This is a genomic window from Paracoccus sp. (in: a-proteobacteria) (assembly GCF_046289755.1).
In the GTDB taxonomy this organism is placed as follows: domain Bacteria; phylum Pseudomonadota; class Alphaproteobacteria; order Rhodobacterales; family Rhodobacteraceae; genus Paracoccus.
In genome coordinates this window covers 25,342-50,599 of the sequence record NZ_JBKBVD010000005.1, presented here as the reverse complement: position 1 = coordinate 50,599, position 25,258 = coordinate 25,342, and the positions used below count along the sequence as shown (strand labels likewise).

Genomic DNA, 25,258 nt, shown 5'->3' with positions numbered 1-25,258 from the left:
TGCGTTTCGCCGGTCCGATAGATCCAGTTTGCATCTATTCGCGTGCAGCACAAAGACGAACCGGGACTGTCGTAATAAGAAAATTGCATGGCTTATGGCCGACTTCCCGGTGTTTGAACCATTCCTGACGATTGGCAAAGACAAGGCTGCCGCCGCGCGATCCGCGGATGACTTTCGGGTGCCGGGCGCGGACAGCATTCGTCGCTTACTGCGTCCGGGAAGCGGTCGCCGCCCGCCGCATCGGCCTGCCGGCAGTCGGCGGCCTCATCGGGTTCCGTCGCTCCGGGGCCGGGCAGCAGATCCGGTTCGACAGGGGCAAGACGTGGGAACCAGAGGACGTCCAGATCCCCCGGAGGGCTTGTCTTGCGAAACAACCGTTCCTGTCTGATTGTCTATATAATCAAATATATTATCTGCCATATCATCATAATTAACTAATTTTGATTGTTACCTCCGGGTTTCTTAGATGGCATTTTTTGCCCGCCTCCCGAACATCGCGGCGGATGCTCTGCACCGACGCCCTGCGATGCCCAACACCAGCAGGCGCAGGAATCTCGCGTCAGCAAAGCCACAGCACCGGGCCTTGCATCATTTTACAAACGGTCGTTTATTGACGGCATCACAAATTGCAAAGACGCCCTCCCCATGCCCCGGATCGGCTATGCCCGCGTCTCGACCGAGGATCAGCCCCCTGCCCCGGGTGCAGACCCTGAAATCTGCGGGCGATCTGCGCGCGGCTGGAAGCCATGCGAGAACGCACCCCGCGCGGGCGGACAAGCTGGCAGCCCTCGTCCGTCAGGATGCTGCTGGAGAGGGCTGTGAGGCTGGGGCTGCTGGCCGAGACAACCGTCATGCGAAGGGATTGATCAGCCGCAGCTGTCCTTCGACCAGCAGGCCCGCATGCATGTCCTCGGTCCACAGGGTCGTGCATCCGGCGATCAGGGCTGCCGCGACGATCATCGCGTCATAGACCGAAAACCCGTAACGCTCGGCCAGCGCGCGACCGACCTCATGCGTGCGCAGGCTCAGATCCTCGACCGGGCACAGCGCCCGCACCCCGGCCAGAAAGCTTGCGGTTTCATCCCAGTCAAGTCCGGCCTTGCGACGGCAATTCACCATCGCCTCGTTCAGCACCTGCACGCTGATGCGGGGGCCGCGCGCCAGAATTTCCTCGGCGCGGTCGGCCTTGGGGCCGTCGTCCAGCAGATAGAGAACGACATTCGTATCGACGAATTCAGCGCTCATGCGCGGCGTCGCGGCCTAGCCGGTCGGCGGCGGGCAGCCTGCCGCGAAAGCGCCGCAGCCCGTCCAGCACTTCGTCGGCGCGGGGAAGACGCCGGATTCTGAGAGGGCCGTCGTCGGGCAGCAGGTCGATCTGATCGCCCTCCTTCAGACCCATATCCCGGACCAGTTCCGCAGGCAGGCGAACGGCCAGCGAATTGCCCCATTTTGCGACCTGCATCTGCGTCTCCGATGTGGTGTATATCCATTTTGGAATGTAGATCATCGCCGCCGCGAATGCAAGCGCCAGTCTCTGCGCCCCGGGCATGCCATCCGCCTGCCGCGGGTCAGAACACGGAGATGTCAAAATCTATTGCAGGAATCGATGGACTGCGTTTTACTTACGGAACAAACAGAATAAGACGCCGCAAAGCGTAACACCATCGGGCAGATTCGGAATGAGAGTACAAGAACGGATCGACCAGCTGGTCGGCGACCATGCTGCACGCCTGTCAGAGCGTCTGCAAGCCCATCGCGCCCAGCTGTTTCCGCCCGATGCACGGCGGGAATTGCGCAAATTCACCTCGGGCGAGGTGGCTGACCTGCTGGGGGTCAAGGATGCCTATCTGCGCAAGCTGAGCCTTGACGGGCGCGGCCCCTCGCCCGAGACGCGGGCCGGGGGGCGGCGCTATTATTCGCCCGCTGACATTCAGGCGCTGCGCGAAATGCTTGAAAAAGGGGCGAAAAGTCCGGGCACCTATCTGCCGGGGCGGCGCGCGGGCGACCATATGCAGGTCATTGCCGTGATCAACTTCAAGGGCGGCTCGGGCAAGACCACCACGGCGGCCCATCTGGCGCAGAAACTGGCGCTGGACGGCTATCGCGTGCTTGGGATTGATCTGGACCCGCAGGCCAGCCTGTCGGCGCTGCACGGTTTTCAGCCCGAGTTTGACCTGCTGGACGGCGGCACCCTCTATGACGCGATCCGCTATGACGATCCGGTGCCGTTGCGCCGCGTGATCCAGCAGACGTATTTCACCAATCTGGACCTGATTCCCGGCAATCTGGACCTGATGGAGTTTGAACACGACACCCCCCGCGCATTGATGGAACGGTCCGGTCATCTTTTCTTTACCCGGATTGGCGACAAGCTGGCCGAGGTTCAGGATGATTATGATGTGGTCGTGATCGACTGTCCGCCGCAACTGGGGTTTCTGACCATGTCCGCGCTGTCTGCCGCCACCGCCATTCTTGTGACGGTGCATCCGCAGATGCTGGACGTGATGTCGATGTGCCAGTTCCTGCTGATGACCTCGAACCTGCTGGGCGTCGTGGCCGAGGCGGGGGGCGACATGACCTATGACTGGCTGCGCTATGTCGTGACCCGATACGAGCCCGGCGACGGGCCGCAGAACCAGATGGTCAGTTTCATGCGGTCGCTGTTCGGGGATCATGTGCTGAACCATCCGGTGTTGAAATCAACGGCAATTTCGGATGCGGGCATTACCAAGCAGACCCTCTACGAGGTCGAGAAAAGCCAGTTCACGCGCGGCACCTATGAACGCGCGATGGAAAGCCTGAACGCCGTCAACGGCGAGATCGAGGGCCTGATACAGGCCGCATGGGGCCGGGGAGGACGCTGATGGCACGCAAGAATCTGCTCAAGGATCTGATGGCTCAGGCCCCTGCGGGTCAGGAACCCCCGGCTGCCGCCCTGCCCCGCTCGCAGCGCGGCGCGATTGGGGCGGTCAGCCAGTCCATCGCCGATCTGAAGTCGCGCGCGCTGGTCGAGGTTCCGGCCGAGATGATCGACATGGCGGGTCTCAGCGACCGGCTGGACGCCGACCCCGACGGGATCGAGGCGCTGAAGGCCTCGATTTCGGAATACGGCCAGCAGGTTCCGGTGCTGCTGCGCCACAGCGCCACCCAAGACGGGCGGTTCGACATCGTCTTTGGTCGCAGGCGCGTGCAGGCCCTCAAAGAGTTGCGGCTGCCCGTCAAGGCGATGGTGCGCAACCTGAACGACCACGATCTGGTCATCGCGCAGGGTCAGGAAAACAGCGCCCGCAAGGATCTGAGCTTTATCGAAAAGGCCAATTTCGCGGCCCAGATGCAGCAGGGCGGCTATGACCGCAAGGTCATCTGCGATGCCCTGTCGATCGACAAGACGGTGATTTCGCGGATGTTGTCGATTGTTGACGCTCTGCCTGCCGGGTTGATTCGCGCCATCGGCGCCGCACCCGCCGCGGGCCGCGACCGCTGGCTGGCATTGGCCGACAAGGCGCAGGGCCACGCGCCCGAAGCGCTGATCGCGGCGGCCAAGGGGCCGGATTCCGACGCGCGCTTTCTGGCCGTGCTGGCCGCGCTGGCACAGCCCAGGCAAGCGACTGACGCCCGACCGCTGCAGACAGCAGACGGTCGTGCCCTGGGCCATGCCCGGAAATCAAAAGGAAAAACCGTGATCGAGCTGTCCGGCCAGGGTCGGGCCTTTGCCGACTGGCTGGTTGATCACATCGAAGACCTTCACCGCGACTGGTCAGACAAGAACCGGTAACGGCGCGAAGACGAGCAGGAAAAAACAAGGAGGCACGACGGGACAGACCAAAAGAAAAGCCCCTCAGGACATACATCCCGAAGGGCCGCTTCTCGAACTCGCACCTCGAAGATAGCGGCTTTCGTTGACAGCTGTCAACAGCGTCCTGTCGGGCGACCGATGGTTTTTACCCTGTGATGATCACATGAGGCATATTTCAATGACGCCCTTTGGGCGGCAACCGGTGACGGCTGGCCTGTTGGCAACCCACGCGCTGGCCGAGGCCCCTGCCCCGGTGCAGGCTTGCGACAAATGGGCCGTGCTGCGGGATCTGACCGTCGCGCGCCGGTCCTTTGGGGTCAGCGACCGCGATCTGGTTGTGCTGGCGGCGCTGCTGTCCTGTCATCCTGCGGCCCAGCTGTCCGACGACGCGGCTCTGATCGTGTTCCCGTCCAATGCGACCCTGTCGGATCGTGCGCATGGCATGCCCGAAAGCACGTTACGTCGTCACATCGCGGCGCTGGTGCAATCCGGGCTGATCCTGCGGCGCGACAGCCCGAATGGCAAACGCTATGCCCGCCGGGGCGCAGGCGGCAGGATCGACCGCGCCTTTGGGTTTGATCTGCGCCCTCTCGCGCTGCGGGCCGCTGAGATCGCCATGAAGGCTGACGAGGCCCGGAACGCCGCCGATGAACTGCGCGGGCAGCGCGAGACCGTCGTGATCGGTCTGCGCGACCTGACGAAACTGGTGATCTGGGGCACTGAGCAGATCACCGCAGACTGGGCGGACCTGAAGAAGGCCTGCGCGGAGCTCCAACGCTGTCTTCGGCGCAAGCTGGACCTGTCGCAGCTGCAACGGCTGGAGCAGGGCATCCGCCTGCTGACCACCCGTGCACAGGCCCTCATCGCCCCAGCGGAAGCAACCGAAACACCTGAAATGAGCGGCAGTGTCAGCCAAATTGAGCGCCACCATCAGAGTTCAAATAAAGATTGCTTTGAATCTGAAGAAGGCGATGAGGAAAGGAAGGCGGCGGCGCAGAGCATTCCGCTTGGCCTGGTGCTAAAAGCTGCGCCGGATATCTGCGACTATGCCCCTGATGCCATCCGCACATGGGACGATCTGGTAGAGACTGCCGATCTGGTGCGGCCAATGCTGGGGATCACGCTGGACGCGTGGCGACGTGCGTGCCGCATCATGGGGCGGGAAAGTGCTGCGGTCACATTGGCCTGCATCCTGCAACGACACGACACCATCCTGCGTCCCGGCGGATATCTTCGTAGCCTGACGGACAAGGCAGAAGGGCAGGGGTTCTCTCCGGGACCGATGGTCATGGCCTTGCTGCGTTGTGAAAACCGGCGGCAGGTCTGATGGTTGACAGCTGTCAACTCGATGGACGGGCGCGTTCTGCCGCTGAACCAGTGATCGCTGCGAGCCTGCAACCGGCTGGCCCCTGGGCGTCATTCGTCAGTGATGGGTGCGCCCCTGCGCAGGGTGTGCGGCGGGACCGTTCCGTCCTCTGCGGTCCAGCTTCGCATGGCGCGGCGCAGCACTGTGCCGTCCGCATAACCCAGCGCGCTGGCGATGTCGGCGACGCGTTGCCCGCCCTCGCGCATCTGGATCCCGGCCAGCTCTTCGCGATGCGCGCGCAGCAGGGCGCGCAGGCTGGTGCCCTGACCGGCCAGATGGCGCTGCAGGCTGCGCGGCGACATGCGCAGTTCCTGCGCCAGCGCGGTCAGCGTCACCGGACGCTGGCCCAGCATCGGACCGATCAACTGGCGCACCTGACCGACGACGCCTTCGGGGCGGGGGGCGTTGCGGGTCAGATCGGCAATGTGGCGTTCCAGAATGCGGGTCAGCCCGGTATCCTCGCTGCGATGGATGCGGTCGGCAGAGGCGGCGTCCAGCACGATCCGGTTGGCCGATTGCCCGAACAGGACGGGCGCGCGAAAGACGCGGCTCAGCAGGGGGCGGTGGCCTGCCTCGGCATGTTCCAGATGGATCTCCTGTGGGGTCCAGCCGGGCGAAAAGCCGCTGCGGACGAGCTGGCAGACCGCCGCCAGCGTGTATTCCGCATCCTGCCGCCGCGGCCAGATCGACAGATCCGCGATGCGATAGGTCCAGACCAGATCAGAGCCCACCTCGAAGACGCTGCTCTGCGTGCCGCCCTGCAGCGCGCGGACATGAGCCGACAGGCGCGTAAAGCCCTTGCGCAGGGTGGGGGACAGCGAAAACAGCACACCCATCGGCCCCAGATCGGCGGCGCGGATGTTCGTGCCGACGCGCAGCCCCAGATCCGGGAGGTTCAGATGCCGGGCCAGATCTTCGAAGGTGGCGACATAACGCGCCAGAGGCAGCAGCGCATAAGGGTCTGATAAATCTGCTGCCATCAGCCCGTATCTGCCCAGATCATCGGCGCTCATGCCTGCTGATGAGGCAGTAAAGGCGGATAATGGGGCAAGTGCTGCGGCCCTGATCTGCGGGTGGCCTGACTCATCTGCATGCTGCGCTGCGGCGTTCATCGGTCGGCGGCCTTTCTGATCCTCTGGCGTAAATTATCGCAAAAATGGCGCGCTCGGCAATTGGTCAGACGCGCGTTGCTGTCATCCTGCTGTGACAAAAAGACGAAACAGGGAGTTTGGAAATGTCACATGCCCGCAGCGCGGATGAGGGCGGTCTGGCCCGCAACTCGATCGGACTGACGCATATCGTATTTTTCGTTGTCGCTGCTGCCGCGCCCCTGACCGCTGTGGTTGGCGCGTCACCGGTGGCCTTCGCCTTCGGGAATGGCCCCGGCGTGCCGGGCGCCTTCGTGCTGGCGGGGCTGCTCTATGTCATCTTCTCGGCAGGCTTTACCGCCATGAGCCGCCATGTCGGCGGGGCCGGGGCGTTCTACACCTATATCACGCAGGGGATCGGCAAGCCTGCCGGGGTCGGCGGCGCGATGATCGCGCTTCTGACCTATAGTTCGGTGCAATGCGCGGTCTATGCGCTGTTCGGCGTGTTCTCGGCCGGGGCCATGGCCGGGATCGGGGTCGATGCGCCGTGGTTCGTCTGGTCGCTGGCCGCGCTGGTGCTGGTGCATCTGGCGGGGCGGCGCAATATCGGCTTTTCGGGGCGTATCCTCGGCACGGTGATGATCCTTGAGGTGCTGATCCTGCTGGCCCTCAATGTCGCCATCCTGCTGGGCGGTGGCGGCCCCGAGGGGCTTGATCTGTCATCCTTCGCCCCGTCCGTGGTCATCGCGCCGGGTCTTGGCGTGGCGCTGATCTTTGTGATCGGGTCCTTCATCGGCTTTGAATCGACCGCGATCTTCGGAGAAGAGGCCCGCGATCCCGACCGGACCATTCCGCGCGCCACCTTTGCCGCCGTCCTGCTGATCACCGGCTTTTACGCCTTTTCGACCTGGGCCATCGTGCAGTTCTATGGCCCCTCGCAGATTCAGGCGGTGGCCGAAGCGGGGCTCGACACGCTCTATTTCGCCGCAGCCCAGCAGGTGCTGGGTGGATGGTCGGTCACGGCCATGAACGGGCTGCTGCTGCTGTCGCTGTTTGCCTGCGTGCTGTCCTTTCACAACACGCTGAACCGCTATGTCTTTGCCCTCGGCCGCGAGGGGCTGCTGCCCGCGCCGCTGGCCCGCGTACATCCGCGCCACGGCTCTCCGGTGGCGGCGGGTATGGTCCAGTCGTTGTCGGCGGCGGCGCTGCTGACCGCCTTCGCCCTGGCGGGCGCCGACCCTTACGCCGTTGTCTTTGGCTGGATGTCGGGGCTGGCCGTGCTGGGCATTCTGGCGGTGCAGGCGATGGTTTCGCTGGCGGTGATCCTGTATTTCCGCCGCGCGCCGGGCCATGGCCATTCGGTCTTTGTCACGCTGGTCTTTCCCGGCGTCGCGCTGGCCGGGCTGCTGGCTGTGCTGGGGCTGGTGGCACTGAACCTCGATCTGCTGACCGGATCGGACCATCCGCTGGTGCAGGGCCTGCCGCTTCTGGTGGTGCTGACGGGTCTGGGCGGGGTCGCGCTGGCGCGCGGCATCCGGGCGAACCGGCCCGACCTCTATGCCTCTCTTGGCCGCGTCTTTGACTGACGCGCGCCCCCATTCTCTGAAAGGACATCCCATGCTGGACAGCCGCGACAATTTTCTGCGCGAAAACAATGCGCGCCATCAGTTTCACCCGATGATCCACCCGCAGATCTCGGCCGCCCATCCGCCGCAGATCATCACGGGCGGCGAAGGCTGCTATGTCACCGATATCGACGGCAATCGCTTTGTCGATGGCATCGGCGGGCTGTGGAACGTGAACGTGGGTCACAACCGCCCCGAGGTCAAAGAGGCGATCATCGCCCAGATGGACCGCATCAGCTATTACTCCTCGTTCGCGGGGACCACGACTGCGCCGTCGATCGAACTGTCGGCGCGGGTCTGCGCCATGGCCGCCGAGGAAGAGGCCGACAAGGTGCTGTTCAGCGCCAATGGCTCGGATGCGGTGGAAACCGCGCTGAAGCTGGCGCGGCAGTATTTCCAGCTGATCGGTGAGCCGGGCCGCTACAAGTTCATCTCGATGAAGAACGGCTATCACGGGGTGCATTTCGGTGGCGTGTCGGTGAACGGCTCGGCCTATTACCGCAACTCTTATGGTCCGCTGCTGCCGGGCTGCACGCAGATCGACACGCCCTGGACCTATCGCAACCCCTATACCGAAGACCCGGCGGCCCTGTCCGCGCAGATCGCAACGCTGCTGGAGCGCGAGATCCTGCATCAGGGACCGAACAGCGTTGCGGCCTTTATCGCGGAACCCGTGCAGGGCGCAGGTGGCGTCATCGTGCCGCCCGCCTGCTTCTGGCCGCGTATCCGTGAGATCTGTGACCGCTATGGCGTCCTGCTGATCTCGGACGAGGTTGTGACGGGCTTTGGTCGCAGCGGCGCGATGTTCGGGGCGCGGGGCTGGGGCGTCAGGCCCGACATCATGTGTCTGGCGAAGGGCATCACCTCGGGCTACGTGCCGCTGGGTGCGACGGTGCTGAACCGCCGCGTGGCGCAGGCATGGTATCAGGGCATGTCGCCCGAGGGGTTTGTCATGCACGGCTATACCTCGACCGGTCACCCGCTGGCCTGTGCCGCCGCGCTGGCCGCGCTGGAGATTGTCGAGCGCGAGAACCTGCCCGCCAACGCCGCCCGTCAGGGGGCCACGCTGATTGCAGGGCTGGCGCATCTGGCCGAGACGTCCGGCATCGTGGGCGAGGTGCGCGGCAAGGGGCTGATGGTCGGCATTGATCTGGTGGCCGACAAGACCACCCGCCAGCCGCTTGACCCCGCAAACGGTCTGGCCGAGCGTGTGGCCGCCTATGCCCGCGACAAGGGTGCGATGGTCCGGCCCGCCGGATCGACGATCATCCTGTCGCCGCCGCTGGTGATCACCGAGACCGAGATCGGTATCCTGATCGAGGCGCTGACCCATGCCTTTGCCCGGATCGACGCCGAGGCTTAATCTTTGGACCCGGCAGGATGCTGCCGGGTCGCTGACCGCTTGTGCAGCCGGATGAAGATGCGTTAGTTTTCACGCAAATTGCGGGCGTCGGCCGGGCTTGTCCCGCCGCGCCCCTTGCGCATCGGCGGAACAGCATGACGACACGGACGACCTCAGCCTCGCTCGCATCCCAGGTCACCGGGCACGAGCGTTTCATGAAGCAGAACTGGCCCTTTTACTGGGTGTCGCGCATCAATGCCCGCTATGTCGAGGTGCTGGAAAGCCGTCTGAAGCTGATCGGGCTGGACATGCCGCGCTGGCGGGTTCTGGTGTCGCTGCACGAATCCGACCATCTCAGCGTCTCCGAGATTGCCGAATTCGGCGTGATGAAGCTGAACACGGCCACCAAGGTCATCCAGCGCATGATCGCGGACGATCTGGTCGAAACCCGCACGCGCCCCACCGACGGCCGCGTGACCGAGGTCAGGCTGACCGAACGCGGCCGCGACAAATGTGCCAGCGCCATGGCCGAGGCGGAGCAGATCCTTGCGGCGTCCTTTGTCGGCATCACCCCGGCCGAGCTGGCGACACTGAACGCACATCTGGAAAAGGTGCTGACCCGGCTGAACGGGATCTAGCGCGCCTCCAGCGGATGAAAGGCGCGGTCATACCAGATCAGCCCGCCCTCCGAGATTTCGGGCAGATGGGTGGCCGCGATCTCGCAGAACAGCACCGCATGGGTGCCGGTATCGCGGCAATCGGTGATCCGGCAGTCAAAGGCCACGGCGGCGTCTTCCAGCACAGGTGCGCCGGTGGCCAGTGTCTGCCAGCGCGCACCGGCAAAGCGATCCGCCCCGGTCCAGCGGGCAAAGGCCATCGACAGGTCGCGATGCGCGCCGGTCAGAACATTCACGCAGACAACGCCATTGGTGCGCACGGCATCATGGGCAAAGGCATTGCGGTTGATGCAGACCAGCAGCGTGGGCGGGCTGTCGGTGACCGAGCAGACGGCGCTGACGGTAATCCCGTGCCGTCCCGCAGGGCCGTCGGTCGTGACAAGGTTGACGGCGGCGCCAAGGCGGCTCATGCCGTCGCGGAAGCGCTGCTGTTCGGGGGTGGGGCTCATGGGGCGGTCCTTTTCCTCAGATGTCCAGCACAAGGGTGGCGGTCGTGGCGCGCGAACAGCACGCGCAGATCATGCAGCCCTCGTCGCGCTCGTCCTGCGTCAGAAAGCGGTCGCGGTGATCGGGGTCGCCCGCCAGCACGTCGGTCACGCAGGTGCCGCAGACGCCTTCCTCGCATTTCACCTCGATCCTGACACCAGCGCGGGCCAGCGCCTTTGCGATGCTGTCCTGCGGGCCGACCGTGACCGTCACGCCGGACCTCTGTGCCACAACCTGAAAGCTGTCGCCCGAGCCGTCAACATCCGAGGCGAAATATTCCCGATGCACATGAGATACCGGATGGCCCGCCGCTTCGGCGGCTCCGATGATCCAGTCCATGAATCCCTGTGGCCCGCAGACATACAGATGCGTGCCGGGATCGGGTCGGGGCAGGTCGCGGGTCAGATCCAGCCGGGTTTCGGGTGCATCGTCGTGATGAAAGATCACGCGATCCCCCCAGGGGGCGGCGGCGATCATCTGGCGAAAGGCTGTGACGCCGCTGGAACGGGTGCAGTAATGCAGCACGAAATCGCGCCCCAGCCTGTGCAGCCGCGCCGCCATGGACAGCATCGGCGTCACCCCGATGCCACCCGCGAACAGATGTGTCCCGGCCGCATCCTCGGTCAGCGGGAAATGGTTGCGCGGGCCTTCGACAGTCAGCGCCGCCCCGGCAAGTGCCAGGCGATGAACGGCCTCGGACCCGCCGCGCGAGGCCGGATCGCGCAGCACGCCGATTTCATAGAACCCGCCCTGCGCGGGATCGGAACACAGCGAATATTGCCGCCACAGATCCAGCCCGTCGCCGGTCAGATGCAGGTCCAGATGCGCGCCAGCGGTAAAGACGGGCAGGGGCCCGCCATCGGCGGCCTTCAGGCGCAGGCGGATGATGTTGCCCGGCTCTTCGATGCGGTCGGTCACGGTCAGGGTCATGGCCCCGGTCACAGGTTGGGTCATCGCATATATATCCCGCCATTCACGTCCCAGCAGGCGCCGGTGACAAAGCCCGTGCCCGGTCCGGCCAGAAGCACCACAAGATCGGCCACAACGGACGGATCGCCCAGGGCCCCGACCGGGATACCGGCCAGCGCCGCGGCCATCCGCTCGGGGCCGATCACGGCGCGGACCATGGGCGTGTCCATGGGTCCCGGTGCGATCGCATTGCAGGTCACCCCGAACGGCGCCAGATCGCGCGCAAAGACCTTGGTCAGCGTCAGGATCGCCCCTTTCGAGGCCGCGTAATGCGCGCCCGTCGCTGTCCCGCCATTCTGCCCGGCCAGCGAGGCGAGGTTGACGATGCGCCCATAGCCCCGGTCGCGGAAATGGCGCCCGAAGATCTGGCTGCCCGCAAAGGTGCCCCCGGCATTGACGGCCATGACGGCGTTGAATTCGGCCGGGTCGATCTCGAGCACCGGTTGAACGGCGGTTCTGGCGGCGTTGTTGACCAGCACCTCGACCCCGCCCCACCGTTCGGTGCAGCGGTCCAGCACGGTCTGGAAATCGTCCGCGCGCGTCACGTCCAGCGTTGCGGTCACGGCGGTCTCGCCCGCCAGATCAAGGGACGAGGCCAGAGCCGCGCCATCCTCGCCCGGATCAATATCTGCGATCACCACGCGGAATCCCGCCATGTGCAGGGCGCGCACGATCTGTGCACCAAGGCCCCGCGCGCCGCCGGTCACCACGGCGGTCTGGATCCTGTCAGGAAGCGGCCGCATCAGAACAGATAGCTGAACGAATTCAGCATCCCGTCAGAGTTCAGAAGCCGCACGACCTTGTCGCGGATGCGGAAATCGCCGGGACCGCCGGCCAGAGCATGGGTCACGTCGCCGGCCCACAGGCGCTGGCGCCCGAACTTGCTTTCCACCAGATGCAGCGAGCTGCGCACCGTCACCCGGTCGCCCTGCACCTGATCCAGCACGATCCGCGACACCGTGCGCACGGTCAGCGCCGGGGGTGCCGACGAAATCGAGAACCCCTGCTGAAAACGACCGATCCGGTCACGCCGCATCTTGTCGTCGTCATGGCACAGGTTCAGGGCGTTGTCGAAATCCTCGGTGTCGCCGATGGGCATGGTGTAATGCCCCTCGGGCAGCCACAGCGCCAGCCAGCCGTCATAATTCCGGCGGTCCAGCAGGTCCGCCTCGGCCCACAGAAAGGCCTGCACATCCGCCAGAAGGGCGGTCCGGTCGATGGTCATCGTCATGCCGACATCATCCTTTTCCACATGTGATAGGCTGCGCGCATGCCCGTTTCGGCGCTGATATGGCCGCGCGGGCCTGCGGTGCCCGGCTGTTCATCCACCAGCCCGCGATTGACGAGGATGGGCAGGGTGTCGCCACCGCGGGTGCCGCGCTGCACGCGTTCCCACACCTCCGCATCATCGGGCGAGCCAAAGCCCATCGGCCCCTGAAAATGTTCGTGCAGGCGCAGGCGGGCGCGGTTGGCCGCAGCCGGGCCCCCGTCCATCCCCAGTGCGATATGGCGGATGTCGGTCTTGTCCACCGCCACCGGGGTCAGCACGCGAAAGAACGCGAGGCTGAGTGAGACGTTGGGAAACAGGTTCAGGTTGAACCCGGCGCCACCGACGGCGCGCACGATGCGGCGGACCTGATCCTCGGGGTAGCCCTCATCCCGCAATTCCTGCGCGAGAGAGGCAAAGCGGTCGGGCACGGGCGCGTCGGGATTGTCGTCCAGATCGACCAGTTCAGGGATCATCACCATGACCGAATGGCCGTTGCCCAGATCCTCGACGAACCCTTTGCCGGTCTCCAGAAACTCGAACATCTCTTCGGTGGCGCCGTCCAGCGTCTGCATGAACGACTTGTGCACGACCGGAAAGTGATAGGCGTCGGTGGTGTTTTCCAGCTGCACTTTCCAGTTCATCGGCACGCTGAACTGGTGTTCGCCCAACACCTTGACGGGAAAGCCCCCGCCCTGCTTCATGAACAGGTCGATATAGCGGCAGACCTCGGGGCCCAGAAAATCGACCAGTGGTTCGGCATCCTCATTGAACGTCGCAAAGACCATGCCGTGATAGCTTTCGGTCCGCAGGCGCAGCAGCCCGTGCTGGTCCTTGTCGAAATCGTCGCCATATTGTTCGGGGTAGGGCACCGCGCGCAGGCTGCCGTCCAGACCGTAACCCCATCCGTGATAGGGGCACTGGAACGAACTGGTCTTGCCCTTCCGGACTTCGCAGACGGTGGCGGCACGGTGGCGGCAGCGGTTCACCATGACATGGATCGCGCCCTTGCGGTCGCGCACCACGATCACCGGCTCCTGCCCGACCTGTGACAGCCTGAAGTTGCCCTTGTCGGGGAATTCGCTGTCATGTGCGACCCAGACCCATGTGCGGCGGAAGATCTGATCCATTTCGCGGGCGAACAGGTCGGGGTCCTCGTACATCGCCGTCGCCACCTTGGCGTCGGGGGAATAGAGGCTGTCGAGGTCACTGAAGCGTGGCATATCAAGCGACATGGCCGGTCCTTTCTTTGGCTGGTCCGGGTCTGAGGGGATCACAGGTCGGGAATGGTCAGCGCCCGGCCCATCCGGGCCTCGACGCGCATGTATTTCCACAGCCGGTGATCGTCGTCGTCCACGACCGTGCTGCGCAGCAGGTTGCAGGCGGCGATCACCGACTGGCGGTCCGGAAAATCGGCAAGGATATACCAGGTGGCGGGCTGGCCCGTGGACATGCCGACCATGGTCTGGTCGTCGTCCATCGTGCCAAGGATCGCCACGCCCGGCAGACGGGCCACGCCCGACATCAGCGCCTGCGTGGCCTGCCAGACCGGGCCGATCCGGCCAAAGGGCAGGTCAAAGAACGCGGGCTGCATCGAAAAGCACAGCAGCGTGCGGAGGGGGGTGGGTTCGGTCATGGTCGTTCTTTCGGTTGTCGTTACGGATAGCCCGGCGGGGTCTGCTGGCCGAACAGCGCGGCCCCTGCGGCCTGCCAGCTGCCTGCGCCGATGAAGGCGTGCTGGGCCACGCTGGCCGCGTCGATCATGCTGCGCCCCAGCCGGTGGTTGGTGGCGATCGCCTCGGACCCGCCCAGCACAAAGGCCAGACGCGCCGCCTCGGCCCCGTCGCGCGCCGCAAGCGAGGCGGTGTGGCGCAGCCGCAGCCGGGTCTCTGGGGCAACCTCGCCCTGGGTCAGCAACTCATCCCAGCCAGCGCCGATTGCGTCGTAGAAGGCCGCGCGGGCCCCCTCCAGCAGGGCCTCGGCGCGGGCGAATTCGATCTGGACATACGCGCGGGCCGCAGGGCTGGGCGCGCCGGTGACCGAGACGCGGCCAAGCGCATCGCCGCGCAGCCAGTCCAGCGCGCCACGCGCCGCACCCAGAGCCACGACCGCCAGCACCTGCGCCGCCAGCGCCATCGCCGGATAGCGGAAGATCGGGTCGTCCATCTGCGGCGTGCCGCCACGGATAAAGGTCCAGTCCTCGGGGACGATCACGCGGTCGGCCACGATGTCATGGCTGCCTGTGGCCCGCAGGCCGACCGTGTCCCATGTCTGATCGACGGTGATGCTGTCGCGCGGCATGACGGCGGTGCGGGGCAGGGGGCTGTCCTCGCCCGCGATCCTGATGCCGGCGCCCACGATCGAGGCGCCCATCACGCCCGACCCCCAGGGCCAGCGACCCGAGACCTCCAGCCCGCCCGGCACCCGTTGTGCGGGCTGGGGCGGAAACATCGCCCCGGCAAAGACCGTATCGGGATCGGCGCCATAGATCGCGGCATAGGTCTGCGGCGGCAGGGCCGCCAGATAGGTGGCCGAGACACCAAAGCTGGCGACCCATCCCGCCGAGGCGTCAGCGGTCGAAATCTCTTCGATCAGGCGGCAGAACTGCGCGGGGGTCAGGGCGTCGCCGCCGAACCGCTCTGGCACGAAGGCGCGATAGACGCCGATCTGCTGGAACTGCCGCACGATGTCCTTCGGAATGTGGCGCAGGCTCTGAAATTCGGCCGCGCGGTCGGAAAGCTGCTGTTTCAGCGCGTCGAGGCCGGATGGCCGGGGGTGCATGTTCATCTGATCAGTCCTTTGTCGAAAGGCGTGGAACGGTGTCGGTCAGCCAGCGGGCAATGGCGCAAAGACGTGCCTCCTGTCCTTTGCGGGCGACGATCTGCAGCCCGGCGGGCAGGCCGGTGGTCGTCAGCATGGGCAATACGATGGCGGGGTGGCCCGACAGGTTAAAGGGGCGCAGATAGCGGGTCAGCGGCAGGATGCGCGCCGGGTCACCGGCCTGCGACAGCTGCGGCGCGACCTCGGGCAGGGCCGGGGTCACCAGCGCGTCGCAATCGTCCAGAACGGCATCGACCTGCGCTGTAAAGGCGCGTCTGACGGCTTCGGCCCCGGCCAGATCCTGCGGCGTCACCCGGCTGGCCGCGATCAGGCGGTCGCGCACATCGGCGCCCAGCAGCCCGGTGTCCAGCAGGTCGCCAAAGGCCAGGCGGGTCTCGTGGGCGATGATGGTCATGGCGGCGCGGAAGGCGTCGTCCATCAGCGGCAGGTCGATCCGGGGCAGGGGATAGCCCTGTTCCATCAGCGGCAGGATCAGGTCGTGCCCCAGATCGCGCGCCAGATCGGTGCGCAGCCGGACCAGCCGTGGCGCATCCGGCAGGCGTTCGGGCACAAAATCCGGATCGAGGGCCTGCATGGCGCGTTCGATCCCGTCCATGCTCCGTGCCATCGGGCCGATGCAGTCCAGAGAGCTGTCGGCGGGATACGCGCCCTGCCGGGGAATGCGGCCAAATCCGGGCTTGAAGCCGATGACGCCGCAGCAGATCGCGGGCTGGCGGACCGAGCCGCCGGTATCCGTGCCGATGGCGATATCGGCCAGCCCGGCCGCCACTGCCACTGCTGATCCCGACGACGACCCGCCCGGAATGCGGTCCGGCCAGCGTGGGTTGACCGGTGTGCCGTCATGGGCGTTCACGCCGGTCATACCAAAGGCCAGCTCGTGCATCCGCGTCTTGCCGACGATCCGGAAGCCGTGGTCCAGCAGACGGGCAACGACCGTGGCATGGACCTGCGCGGGTGCCGCATCTGCCCGCGCCGCCGTGCCGCAGCGCGTCGGCAGCCCGGCGATGTCCAGACAATCCTTCACGGCAACACGGAGGCCCGTGGGATCGCCCAGATCGAGGTGCACGAGGATGCCCGGAACAGAGCTGACGGTTGCGGTGATCATGGCGGCGTCCTGAGCTTGGGCGTGGCGGTGAATGTACATGAATATTACTGTAATAAAGCGATTCGTCAATCATCATCATTCTGGGTTGGTATAAAAATGATTTTGAATCAGTGTGTTGCGGGATCTCAGGCGACGTCCTCTGCCAAAGCAGACGAGTCATCCCGGTTGACAAAAGGGCCGTTGCAGCCTGAACGGTCAGGTTAGCATGGCCGCAGCCCGCCATTTTTGCAGCTTTGACAAGACTCTTTCGCGGGCAGGGTTCCAGAAGGAAAATCAATAAATATCAGATGCTTGAAAGGAGTATCGGCGCGCAGGCTACATTTACAGTAATATTACTGTATATATTGGACCCGCTGAGGCTTAGCCTTGGCGCAGGCTGTCATCTGGCAGTCAGCAGTGACCCGCAGGAGGACCGATGAGCGACATAATCACAGATCTGACCCGCAGAATCGCACGGCTGGAGGCCGAGGCCGAAATCCGCCGCATTCAGGCCCGCTACATGTTTTTGTGCGACACGCCGATGCCCGAATTCGGCGTGACCAGCGATGCCCAACGCATCGACCTGATCATGCAGCTTTACACGCAGGATGCGGTCTGGGAGGGGGTCGGTGAATATTACGACAACCAGTTCGGCCGTGCCGAGGGGGCCGACGCAATCCGCCGCCATTTCGAGGGGTTCTGGGGCGGCAAGACCGATCCGGCGCTGATCCTGAACTGTCACTACCTGACATCCGAGCAGATCCATGTTCACCCCGAGGGCACGACCGCGGACGGGCAATGGGTGCATATGCAGCCCTGGCTGTTTTCGGACGGGCGCGCGCTGCTGCGATCCTCGCGGTTGAACAACACATTCCGGCAAGAGGACGATGGCCAGTGGCGCATCACCCGCACCCGGACCGAGAATGTCTTTGTGGCGCCTTTGCCCGCGACCTGGGCCTCGGATTTCCCCAAAGCCTCGGTCCTGATGCGGCCCTGAGCCGTCGCCACAGACACGACACCGGGAGGCCCAAGGCCCGCCGCGCAAACGCGGCGGGCCTTTCTGATCAGCGATAGGCGATGCAGACGGATTTCGTTTCCAGATAATTGTCCAGCGCGCCACGCCCGTGCTCGCGCCCGATGCCCGACTGTTTGCGCCCGCCGAAAGGCATGTTCTGGTCGGGAATGTTATGGCTGTTGACCCAGACCGTCCCCGCCTGAATGCGCGGGACAGTGCGCATGACCTTGTTCAGGTCCTGCGTCCAGATCGAGGCGCCCAGCCCATAGCGCGTGTCATTGGCCAGCCGGATCGCCTCGTCTTCAGTCTCAAAGGGCGTGATCGTGACGACGGGGCCGAAAATCTCATCCTGCATCAGCGCCATGTCCTGGGTGGCGCCGGTGAACAGTTCGGGGGCTACGAAAAAGCCCGTCTCCGGGGCGGTGGCGTTGATCAGCGGCACCGCGCCCTCGTCCCGCGCCCGCGCGATGGCGCGGGTGACATGGGCCTGATGGCGGGCCGAGACCATCGGGTTGATCTGATGCGCCGGGTCCAGCCCCGGTCCGACCGAAAGGCCCGATGCCAGCCCGGTCAGGGCCCCGACGACCTCGTCATGAATGGCGCGCTGGACATAGATGCGCGTGCCCGCACAGCATGTCTGGCCGCTGTTGAAAAAGCAGCCGATCCCGGCGGCGGTGCCAAGAAGATCCAGATCCATATCTGCGAACATGACCATCGGCGCCTTGCCGCCCAGCTCCAGCGTGACCCGCTTCATGTCGGCCATGGCCTGCTGGCCGATCCGCTTGCCCGTCCCGGTCGAGCCTGTGAAGGTGATCTTGGCGATGCCGGGATGGGCCACCAGCGCCGCTCCGGCAGCCGCCCCGGTGCCGGTCACGACATTGACCACACCCTCGGGGATGCCCGCCTCAAGGCACAGCTGCGCCAGCCGGATCGCGGTCAGCGGTGTCTCTTCTGCGGGCTTCAGCACGATGGTACAGCCCGCCGCAAGCGCGGGCGCGATTTTCCAGACGGCCATGTTCAGCGGAAAATTCCACGGCGTGATGGCGGCCACCACGCCCACCGGCTCTTTGCGGGTATAGGCCTGATACTGCGTTCCGGGCGGGATCGGGATCGACACGTCCAGCGTCGCGCCTTCGATCTTGGTGGCCCAGCCTGCCATATAGCGCAGGTATTCGGCCGAGGATTGCACCTCGATCAGGCGCGACAGCATGATCGACTTGCCCTGATTCAGAGTCTCGATCTGAGCCAGTTCCTCGCCGTTCGCCTCGATCAGATCGGCCAGATCCAGCATCAGCCGCTGACGCTGCGCGGGCAGCAGGCGCGACCACGGCCCCTCGAACGCCGCCTGCGCCGTGCGTACGGCGCGGTCCACATCGGCGGCACCGCCTGCGGGAACACGGGCCAGAACCTTGCCGGTGGCGGGGTCGTAGACCTCAAAGGCCGATCCGTCCAGCGCGGCGCAGGCATCGGCCCCGATCTGCATCAGCGGCGCTGTCAGAAAGCTGGCCACGGCGGGCAGGATCGCGGTGACGGGGCTGTCGGGGGGCATGATCTTCATGGCGGCTTTCCTTTTGGGGATGGCGTCAGGCGGGGTTCCGGCACAGGATGAAATCGAACTGAACCTGCCATTTCGTATCGGGCCAGACCTCGTCGGGTCGGTCAGCGGCGCGGAAACCGGCGATCAGCGAGGGCTTGACGCCAAAGACCGCATCGCTGTCCAGAAACGGGTCTTCTGCCACGAACAGATGGGTGATCAGCGTCCGGCAACCGGGTGCGTCGATCTTGAAATGCGTGTGCGCGGGCCGCCACGGATGACGGTCCAGCCGCGTCAGCATCTGCCCCACCGGTCCGTCATCCGGGATCGGATACGAGACCGGCCTGATGCCCCGGAACGCATAGCGCCCGTCCGGCCCGGTGCGGAAGACGCCGCGATTGTTCCAGGCCGGTTGCAGGTCGGGCTGCTGCACATCATAGAACCCGTCCGCATTGTCGGACCAGACATCCACGCGCGCATCTTCCACGGGCTGTCCGTCCAGATCCAGCACGCGGCCGTGAAACAGGCAGACCTCTCCCTTTCCGTCGAGACTGATCAGCGCGCCCATCGGGCGTTCGGGGGCGTCATCGACATGGAAGGGGCCAAAGACGGTGGTCTCGGTCGCGCCCTGCGGCAGGCGGTTGTTGATCGCATCGACCAGCATCGACACGCCCAGGGCATCCGACAGCAGGATGAATTCCTGTCGCGTCTCGGTGCTGATCTGGCCGGTGCGGGTCAGAAAGTCGATGGCCGCACTCCATTCCGTTTCGGTCGGCTCGACCTCACGCACCAGCGCATGCAGGTGACGGACGAGGGCCGCGACGATCTGCGCCAGCCGGGGGTCGGCGTCGGGGCCGGTGCGGGCGTTGACCACATCGACCGAGTTCGCTTCGTTGAGATGTGTCATGGCGTCACCACAGCAGGGGGACGACCGGCATGCGCGTCGCGGATCAGCGCCGTCAGCCAGTCGCGCGCCAGCGGGCGCGGGTTGGGATAGGGGTTGCTCAGCGCAAGTTCCACGGCGGATTCGATGCCGCTCTCATCCATGCCCAGATCCGACAGCGCGGCAGGCGCGCCCACGGCGCGGGCCAGATCGAACAGCGCCCGTGCCGGGTCGGGACCCAGCACCGGGCGCAACCGCGCCATCGCCCCGGGCACGGCGGGCGCATTGGCGGCCAGCGCATGGGGCAGGATGACGGCATGGGTGTCCGCATGCGGCAGATCAAAGCTGCCGCCAAGCGTGTGGCACAGCTTGTGATGCAGGGCCATGCCGACCGAACCCAGACAGATGCCGCACAGCCACGCCCCGTACAGCGCATCCGCCCGTGCGGACCGGTCCTGCGGCGCCGTCGCGATCACCGGCAGAGCGCGGGTCAGCGCGGCGATCCCTTCGACGGCCATCAGCGCAATGACCGGGTTGGTGTCGCGGGCATAGAGCGCCTCGACCGCATGGGCGATGGCGTTCAGCCCGCTGGTGCCCGACATGCCCGAGGGCAGGTCAAGCGTGCTGTCGATGTCATAGATCACCACTTCGGGCAGCACCTTGGGCGTGGTCTGCGTGCGCTTCTGTCCGCCCGAGGTCTCGCCGATGATCGGTGTCACCTCGGACCCCGCATAGGTCGTGGGCAGCACGATCTGGGGCAGGTCGGTGCGCAAGGCGATGGCCTTGGCCAGCCCCGTGGTCGAGCCGCCCCCCACGGCAATCACCACATCCGCCCGCAGCGCCCGCGCCCGGTCTGCGGCCAGATCGCTGATCTCGACCGGGGTGTGCATCGCCGCCCCGGCGAAGACGCCTGCCGCCCGCGCGCCCAGCATGGCGGCCAGTGCTTCGGCCTGCGCGGCCTGAGCGGGGGTGGACAGCACCAGCGCGCGCCGCGCGCCAAGGCGGTCAACCTCGTCGGGCAGCCGGGCCGTGGTGCCCGCGCCAAAGATCACGCGCGCGGCAAGGCCGGTATAGGTGAAATCCCGGTCACGCATGGCTGCCTCCGATCGGGTAATCGACCTGATGCCGGGCGATCCGCAGCCCCTCCAGCCGCTGGCGGACGGCCAGATGCTCGGGGTGGCCGGCATAGGCGGCAAGCGCGTCAGGGCTGTCGAAGTCGCTGACCAGAACCATGTCGCAGGCATAGGCGACCCGGCTGACATCGACGCCGATCTCCAGCCGCAAGAGGCCGGGAATACGCCCGCGCAGAGATTCGAATTCGCTGCGGACGCGGTCGATGGCCGCGCGGCGGTCGGGTTCGGTCTCTGCCGCGACGCGCCACAACACGATGTGACGAATCGGGTGGCTTGTGTCGGTCATCCTGCCGGTCCCCCCTGATGATGGCCTGTTCCGGCGATCCTGCCACGGGTGAACTGCTTCATAAATCACGTATTCTGCGAAATACTTTTGCAAGCCATGCAAAGGCTGTCGCGGGATTGACACAATTCTTGACAGATGCACTCCATTTGCATGATTATTACTGTAATCGCGTGGTGGGGGACGAGGAATGGATCGGGTCGCGGAACTGGAGGTTTTTCTGAGTATCGCCGATGAGGCGAACCTGACGCGCGCCTCTGAGGTGCTTGGCATGTCCGTTTCGGGCGTCAGCCGCGCGCTGTCGGGGCTGGAGCGGCGGCTGGGCGTGCGGCTGATCCAGCGCACCACGCGACAGCTTGCCCTGACCTCGGAAGGATCGGAATTCGCGCGCAGCGCGCGCGAGATCCTCAGCCGCATGCGCGAGGCCGAGGACAGCGTCAGCCGCGGCGCGGCCGAGCCGCACGGCCTGCTGCGCATCGGGGCGTCGCTGTCCTTTGCGATGCTGCATCTGGTGCCGGTCATCCGCGACTTCAGCGCCCGCTATCCGCTGGTGCAGATCGACCTGCAGGCGTCCAACCGGTATCAGGACATCGTCGAAAGCGGGCTGGATCTGGCCATCCGCACCAAGGTATCAGAGCCCGACAGCAGCATCACGATCCGCAGGCTGGCCGAGGTGCCGCGCGTTCTGGCCGCCTCGCCCGGCTATCTGGCCCGCCACGGCCTGCCTGCGTCACCCGAGGATCTGACCCGCCACAGCCTGCTGCTGTATACGCTGGCCGACGATTTTGAAACCATGGTGCTGAGCCGGGGCACTGACACGCGGCGTTTCGCGGTCAAGGGCAGTTTTGTCGGCAATGACGGCCAGCTGATCAGGCAGGCGGCGCAGCAGGACATGGGCATCCTTTTGCAACCGGCCTATATCCTGCACGACGATCTGGCGGCGGGGCGTCTGGTCCGGGTGCTGGAGGACTGGTGCCCGACCGGGCTGACGATGAATGTGGCCTATCCGACGCGCAGCTATCTGCCGCTGCGCTCGCGCTTGTTCATCGACGCATTGGTGACGCATTTTGCCGAGAATGCGCTGGAGGCACGGTGGCACCGTGGCGCCACCACGCGGCACTGAACGGCAGCTCAGACCTGCGTTGCTGATCTCGACCCGGATCTGGAAAATCCGGTGGTGGTTCCTGATGAAGGCTATGCCCTGTCCCTGCGGCATCGGAAGCGCATCGAGGAGCTTTTCGGCTGGTCCAAGACTGTGGGAGGGGCTGCGCAGACGGTCTGTCGAGGCGTCGAAAGGGTGCGGTCGCGCTTCATCCTCACGCTCGCAGCGGCAAACCTTGCCCGGCTGCCAAGGCTACTGGTCGCCTGAGGACCAGGACCACCGGGCCACCCATGCCGAAAGGCCAGGAAAGGCCGGAAAATCACGCCACCCCGCCCAGAACGGCGGAAACCGCTCTGCTCGTACGACTATTTCAGCACCCTGCTAATGGGTCGCGGCTATAGAAGATGAGGGGCAACTAGGCGTAGATCATCACCGGCACGCCCGGCTCAAGCATCGCGTAAACGTCCTCGATCTCCTGATCGGTCAGGGCCAGACAGCCGGCGGTCCAGTCCCGGTTCTTCACGGCCAGTCTGTTGCCCTCCGGACCACGTCCGTGGAACATGATGTCGCCGCCTGCGCTGCGGCCAAACTGCGCTGCGAATGCACGGTCCTGCGCGTTCGGGTAGGAAATCCCGACTGACAGGTGATAGCGACTGCGCGGGTTGAAGCGATCGACGAAATACAGACCTTCGGGTGTTTTCCCGTCGCCTTCAAACTGCTTGGGGCCGACAGGCTGATTGCCCAGACCAAAGTCATAGGACCGCAACACTGTCTGCCCGTTCAGCAGAAACATCCGTCGCGCGGCCTTCTGAACCACGACCTGCGTGACGGGCGGACCGGAATATCGCTTGAACTGAGGTGTGGTGGTGCGGCCAGGAGCCGTCGGCCCCGATTGACCGCAGGCCGCCAAAGCCGCAAGCAACCCCAGTGAAGCATGGCGCCGGGTGAGATGTGACATGGATTTGTTTCCTGCTCGGGTCGTCGTTTTTTTTTATGCAGCGGGGTAGTGGTTAAAAACGTCACTGCTGCCATCCTTGTGGACCAGCAGGACATCATAGGCTTCGCGGCGGCTTTCAGGTCCCATTCCGGGGCTGCCAAATGGCATCCCGGGAACGGTCAGCCCAAGGGCGTCAGGCTTTTCGGTCAGCAGTCTGCGGATATCGGCGACAGGGACATGCCCCTCAAGAAAATAGCCGTCAATGGTCCCGGTATGACAGGATGTCAGGCTCATCGGGACGCCCATATCAATCTTGTGCTGCATGAGCAGCGTGCCGAACCGCTGTTCACTGGTGACATCAAAGCCGCTTTCCTTCAGATAGGCGGTCCATTGCATGCAACACTCGCAGCCTCGTCCTTCGACGACATGAATCGCCATCGGACCGTCAGCCGCCGCGACGGCGGGCAAGGCGCTGGCGGGCAAGGCGCTGGCGGCGGCAGCCAACAGCACCCGACGGCGCGTCATCCTGATCATGATCTACTCCCTCGATTTGTCTTCTGACGGGCGTTCAAGAAAGACACTGCGCCAGCGGTTCTTGTCCAGCGCAAGATCTGGTGCGCACCTGCGGTCAAAGGAAGCGGACCTGCGTTCCGATCTCGACCAGATCAAACAACCGCTCTGCATTCGGGTTATACAGGCCGACGCATCCGTTCGAGGCAGGTCGTCCGATCTTGCTTAGCAGGTCGATCCCGTGAATGCGGTAATACTGCCAGCCGAGGTTCAGGGCCCGGCTGCCCAGGGGATTGTCCGGTCCCGGACCGATAAAATCAGGCAAGCTGGGATCGTTCGCCCGCATGTTCGGCGTCGGGATCCAGGTCGGGTTTCTGCGCTTCAGAACGACTTCGGTATAGCCGCGCTTGGTCAAGGCCTCGCTCATCGGCACCGACGAGGGATAGACCAGATAGATGCTCTGGTCTTCGGACCAGTAATGGAGGGCGCGGGACTGCAGGTCACACAGGATCGCCCCCTTCCTCAGTGACGTGAAATGCTCTTGCCAGCTCTGGTTCGTGAAGCTTGCCGTATTGTGGCGAAGCGCTGCGGGTGCGGGCAATATGGTGCGTGCGGGCGTATCTTGTGCCCGCAGCAGGCCGGGAAAGGCAATCCCGGCAGCGGCCATCTGAATGAGGCCACGACGGTTCAGGGGTGGGGACATGGTGCTCTCCTCTCAGGACAGATCAGGGTGTGCGGCGACGGTCAGCGTCCACCATTTTTTCAGACTGGCGTCCTGTGCGACCCCGAGGCCCATGGCGCGCGCGTCGGGATCCATCAAGATCGCGCGCTGCGCCGGGTCGGACATCCAGGCGTCGATCGCCAGAACCTCGCTTTCATAGGTTTCCGAGACGACCTCGCCGATCACACGTCCGGGAAAGCCTGCAAGGCGTGCGCGCTGGGGCGGGGTTTCCCCATTCGGGCCGAAAGGCCAGGCACGTCCCTGCGCCATCATCGCACCCGACTGTTCGCCAGCAGCTGCGTTCAGGCGCGGGTCCATCTGGACGGGGGCCAGACCGCTTCTGGCACGCCGGACGTTCAGGGTTTCGGCGGCCCGTTGCCGTATCGGATCGACATTGGCCGCAGTGACCGTGTAAATGCCTGCGGTCGAACGTCCGTCCTCGGTCAGTTTCGGTGCGCGACGTCCGTCGAACTGCGCACAGCCCGCCAGAGGGGCCAGCATCAGCAGGACGACAGCGATGCGGAATTCTCTTGATGTCGGCACAAGCCGGAAGGTGGGCATCACATGTGGTCCTTCGTTATAACGCCAGGTCGGATCGC

27 protein-coding genes and 1 pseudogene are annotated in these 25,258 nt (G+C 65.1%); 9 read left to right on the top strand and 19 right to left on the bottom strand.

Translation table 11 applies throughout. The features are described from left to right. Positions 1 to 849: 849 nt before the first annotated feature. Positions 850 to 1,245, bottom strand: coding sequence for a PIN domain-containing protein (locus ACK41U_RS02935; protein ID WP_409675691.1), 396 nt, complete (start codon positions 1,243 to 1,245; stop codon positions 850 to 852). Then, entirely contained in the window at positions 1,235 to 1,462 is a 228-nt protein-coding gene (locus ACK41U_RS02930; protein WP_409675688.1) for an AbrB/MazE/SpoVT family DNA-binding domain-containing protein, read from the bottom strand. The genes ACK41U_RS02935 and ACK41U_RS02930 overlap by 11 nt, the downstream gene beginning before the upstream one ends. Positions 1,463 to 1,679: 217 nt before the next feature. On the opposite strand from ACK41U_RS02930, the gene repA reads away from it, so the two are divergent. The 3 genes from repA (at position 1,680) to repC (ending at position 5,123) form a co-directional block, all read left to right on the top strand. After that, the gene (gene repA / locus ACK41U_RS02925; protein WP_409675685.1) at positions 1,680 to 2,864 is read left to right on the top strand and encodes a plasmid partitioning protein RepA; all 1,185 of its coding nucleotides are present in this window, start codon (positions 1,680 to 1,682) and stop codon (positions 2,862 to 2,864) included. Continuing rightward, positions 2,864 to 3,775, top strand: a complete 912-nt coding sequence (gene repB / locus ACK41U_RS02920; protein WP_409675682.1) for a plasmid partitioning protein RepB — start codon at positions 2,864 to 2,866, stop codon at positions 3,773 to 3,775. Before repA ends, repB begins: the two co-directional genes overlap by 1 nt. A 184-nt stretch (positions 3,776 to 3,959) precedes the next feature. Beyond that, positions 3,960 to 5,123 (top strand): plasmid replication protein RepC, encoded by a 1,164-nt coding sequence (gene repC / locus ACK41U_RS02915; RefSeq protein WP_409675884.1) that lies wholly within the window; start codon positions 3,960 to 3,962, stop codon positions 5,121 to 5,123. An 89-nt stretch (positions 5,124 to 5,212) separates the two neighbouring features. Here repC and ACK41U_RS02910 read toward each other — a convergent pair whose 3' ends face one another. Continuing rightward, entirely contained in the window at positions 5,213 to 6,175 is a 963-nt protein-coding gene (locus tag ACK41U_RS02910; RefSeq protein ID WP_409675679.1) for an AraC family transcriptional regulator, read from the bottom strand. A 221-nt stretch (positions 6,176 to 6,396) separates the two neighbouring features. On the opposite strand from ACK41U_RS02910, the gene ACK41U_RS02905 reads away from it, so the two are divergent. From ACK41U_RS02905 to ACK41U_RS02895, 3 genes are all read left to right on the top strand, one after another. Continuing rightward, on the top strand, positions 6,397 to 7,836 hold the full coding sequence (locus tag ACK41U_RS02905; RefSeq protein WP_409675676.1) for an APC family permease: 1,440 nt from the start codon (positions 6,397 to 6,399) through the stop codon (positions 7,834 to 7,836). 31 nt (positions 7,837 to 7,867) lie between these two features. Beyond that, positions 7,868 to 9,238 carry an aminotransferase class III-fold pyridoxal phosphate-dependent enzyme gene (locus tag ACK41U_RS02900; RefSeq protein WP_409675673.1) on the top strand — a complete coding sequence of 457 codons (1,371 nt, stop codon included), beginning with the start codon at positions 7,868 to 7,870 and terminating at the stop codon, positions 9,236 to 9,238. Between the two features lie 194 nt (positions 9,239 to 9,432). Further along, a complete protein-coding gene (locus tag ACK41U_RS02895) occupies positions 9,433 to 9,855 on the top strand; it encodes a MarR family winged helix-turn-helix transcriptional regulator (protein ID WP_409675670.1) in 423 nt (140 codons plus the stop codon). Here ACK41U_RS02895 and ACK41U_RS02890 read toward each other — a convergent pair. The 8 genes from ACK41U_RS02890 to ACK41U_RS02855 are packed head-to-tail and all read right to left on the bottom strand — an operon-like array spanning position 9,852 to position 16,562. Then, entirely contained in the window at positions 9,852 to 10,343 is a 492-nt protein-coding gene (locus ACK41U_RS02890) for a flavin reductase (RefSeq protein ID WP_409675667.1), read from the bottom strand. The genes ACK41U_RS02895 and ACK41U_RS02890 overlap by 4 nt on opposite strands. A 16-nt stretch (positions 10,344 to 10,359) precedes the next feature. Then, entirely contained in the window at positions 10,360 to 11,334 is a 975-nt protein-coding gene (locus ACK41U_RS02885; protein ID WP_409675664.1) for a PDR/VanB family oxidoreductase, read from the bottom strand. After that, positions 11,331 to 12,092: an SDR family NAD(P)-dependent oxidoreductase gene (locus tag ACK41U_RS02880; RefSeq protein ID WP_409675661.1), complete on the bottom strand. Its 762-nt coding sequence runs from the start codon at positions 12,090 to 12,092 to the stop codon at positions 11,331 to 11,333. Before ACK41U_RS02880 ends, ACK41U_RS02885 begins: the two co-directional genes overlap by 4 nt. Further along, positions 12,092 to 12,580 carry an aromatic-ring-hydroxylating dioxygenase subunit beta gene (locus tag ACK41U_RS02875; RefSeq protein WP_409675658.1) on the bottom strand — a complete coding sequence of 163 codons (489 nt, stop codon included), beginning with the start codon at positions 12,578 to 12,580 and terminating at the stop codon, positions 12,092 to 12,094. Before ACK41U_RS02875 ends, ACK41U_RS02880 begins: the two co-directional genes overlap by 1 nt. Beyond that, positions 12,577 to 13,851 carry an aromatic ring-hydroxylating oxygenase subunit alpha gene (locus ACK41U_RS02870; protein WP_409675655.1) on the bottom strand — a complete coding sequence of 425 codons (1,275 nt, stop codon included), beginning with the start codon at positions 13,849 to 13,851 and terminating at the stop codon, positions 12,577 to 12,579. Before ACK41U_RS02870 ends, ACK41U_RS02875 begins: the two co-directional genes overlap by 4 nt. Positions 13,852 to 13,889: 38 nt before the next feature. Further along, on the bottom strand, positions 13,890 to 14,252 hold the full coding sequence (locus tag ACK41U_RS02865; RefSeq protein ID WP_409675652.1) for a hypothetical protein: 363 nt from the start codon (positions 14,250 to 14,252) through the stop codon (positions 13,890 to 13,892). A gap of 20 nt (positions 14,253 to 14,272) precedes the next feature. After that, positions 14,273 to 15,403, bottom strand: coding sequence for an acyl-CoA dehydrogenase family protein (locus ACK41U_RS02860; RefSeq protein ID WP_409675649.1), 1,131 nt, complete (start codon positions 15,401 to 15,403; stop codon positions 14,273 to 14,275). A 4-nt stretch (positions 15,404 to 15,407) separates the two neighbouring features. Then, positions 15,408 to 16,562, bottom strand: coding sequence for an amidase (locus tag ACK41U_RS02855; RefSeq protein ID WP_409675646.1), 1,155 nt, complete (start codon positions 16,560 to 16,562; stop codon positions 15,408 to 15,410). Positions 16,563 to 16,977: 415 nt separating this feature from the next. Here ACK41U_RS02855 and ACK41U_RS02850 point away from each other — a divergent pair, with 415 nt between their 5' ends. Then, positions 16,978 to 17,538: a nuclear transport factor 2 family protein gene (locus ACK41U_RS02850; RefSeq protein ID WP_409675643.1), complete on the top strand. Its 561-nt coding sequence runs from the start codon at positions 16,978 to 16,980 to the stop codon at positions 17,536 to 17,538. A gap of 67 nt (positions 17,539 to 17,605) precedes the next feature. Here ACK41U_RS02850 and ACK41U_RS02845 read toward each other — a convergent pair whose 3' ends face one another. The 4 genes from ACK41U_RS02845 to ACK41U_RS02830 are packed head-to-tail and all read right to left on the bottom strand — an operon-like array spanning position 17,606 to position 21,392. Further along, positions 17,606 to 19,114, bottom strand: coding sequence for an aldehyde dehydrogenase family protein (locus tag ACK41U_RS02845; protein ID WP_409675640.1), 1,509 nt, complete (start codon positions 19,112 to 19,114; stop codon positions 17,606 to 17,608). Between the two features lie 25 nt (positions 19,115 to 19,139). Next, positions 19,140 to 19,997 carry an intradiol ring-cleavage dioxygenase gene (locus tag ACK41U_RS02840; protein ID WP_409675637.1) on the bottom strand — a complete coding sequence of 286 codons (858 nt, stop codon included), beginning with the start codon at positions 19,995 to 19,997 and terminating at the stop codon, positions 19,140 to 19,142. Beyond that, on the bottom strand, positions 19,994 to 21,067 hold the full coding sequence (locus ACK41U_RS02835; protein ID WP_409675634.1) for a maleylacetate reductase: 1,074 nt from the start codon (positions 21,065 to 21,067) through the stop codon (positions 19,994 to 19,996). Before ACK41U_RS02835 ends, ACK41U_RS02840 begins: the two co-directional genes overlap by 4 nt. Beyond that, positions 21,060 to 21,392: a Dabb family protein gene (locus tag ACK41U_RS02830; RefSeq protein WP_409675631.1), complete on the bottom strand. Its 333-nt coding sequence runs from the start codon at positions 21,390 to 21,392 to the stop codon at positions 21,060 to 21,062. Before ACK41U_RS02830 ends, ACK41U_RS02835 begins: the two co-directional genes overlap by 8 nt. Before the next feature lie 187 nt (positions 21,393 to 21,579). Between ACK41U_RS02830 and ACK41U_RS02825 the strand changes: the two genes are divergently transcribed. Both ACK41U_RS02825 and ACK41U_RS02820 read left to right on the top strand, forming a co-directional pair. After that, positions 21,580 to 22,512, top strand: a complete 933-nt coding sequence (locus ACK41U_RS02825) for a LysR family transcriptional regulator (protein ID WP_409675628.1) — start codon at positions 21,580 to 21,582, stop codon at positions 22,510 to 22,512. Positions 22,513 to 22,581: 69 nt separating this feature from the next. Beyond that, positions 22,582 to 22,758: pseudogene (locus ACK41U_RS02820) on the top strand (transposase); the annotation flags it as partial. 148 nt (positions 22,759 to 22,906) lie between these two features. On the opposite strand, the gene ACK41U_RS02815 reads toward ACK41U_RS02820, so the two are convergent. The 4 genes from ACK41U_RS02815 to ACK41U_RS02800 all read right to left on the bottom strand — a co-directional run bounded on the left by ACK41U_RS02815 (position 22,907) and on the right by ACK41U_RS02800 (position 25,220). Next, on the bottom strand, positions 22,907 to 23,449 hold the full coding sequence (locus ACK41U_RS02815; RefSeq protein ID WP_409675625.1) for a murein L,D-transpeptidase family protein: 543 nt from the start codon (positions 23,447 to 23,449) through the stop codon (positions 22,907 to 22,909). Between the two features lie 33 nt (positions 23,450 to 23,482). Further along, positions 23,483 to 23,962 carry a DUF411 domain-containing protein gene (locus tag ACK41U_RS02810; protein ID WP_409675622.1) on the bottom strand — a complete coding sequence of 160 codons (480 nt, stop codon included), beginning with the start codon at positions 23,960 to 23,962 and terminating at the stop codon, positions 23,483 to 23,485. Positions 23,963 to 24,056: 94 nt separating this feature from the next. Further along, the gene (locus ACK41U_RS02805) at positions 24,057 to 24,641 is read right to left on the bottom strand and encodes a L,D-transpeptidase (protein WP_409675619.1); all 585 of its coding nucleotides are present in this window, start codon (positions 24,639 to 24,641) and stop codon (positions 24,057 to 24,059) included. 12 nt (positions 24,642 to 24,653) lie between these two features. Continuing rightward, positions 24,654 to 25,220, bottom strand: coding sequence for a CAP domain-containing protein (locus tag ACK41U_RS02800; protein ID WP_409675616.1), 567 nt, complete (start codon positions 25,218 to 25,220; stop codon positions 24,654 to 24,656). Positions 25,221 to 25,258: the final 38 nt, after the last annotated feature.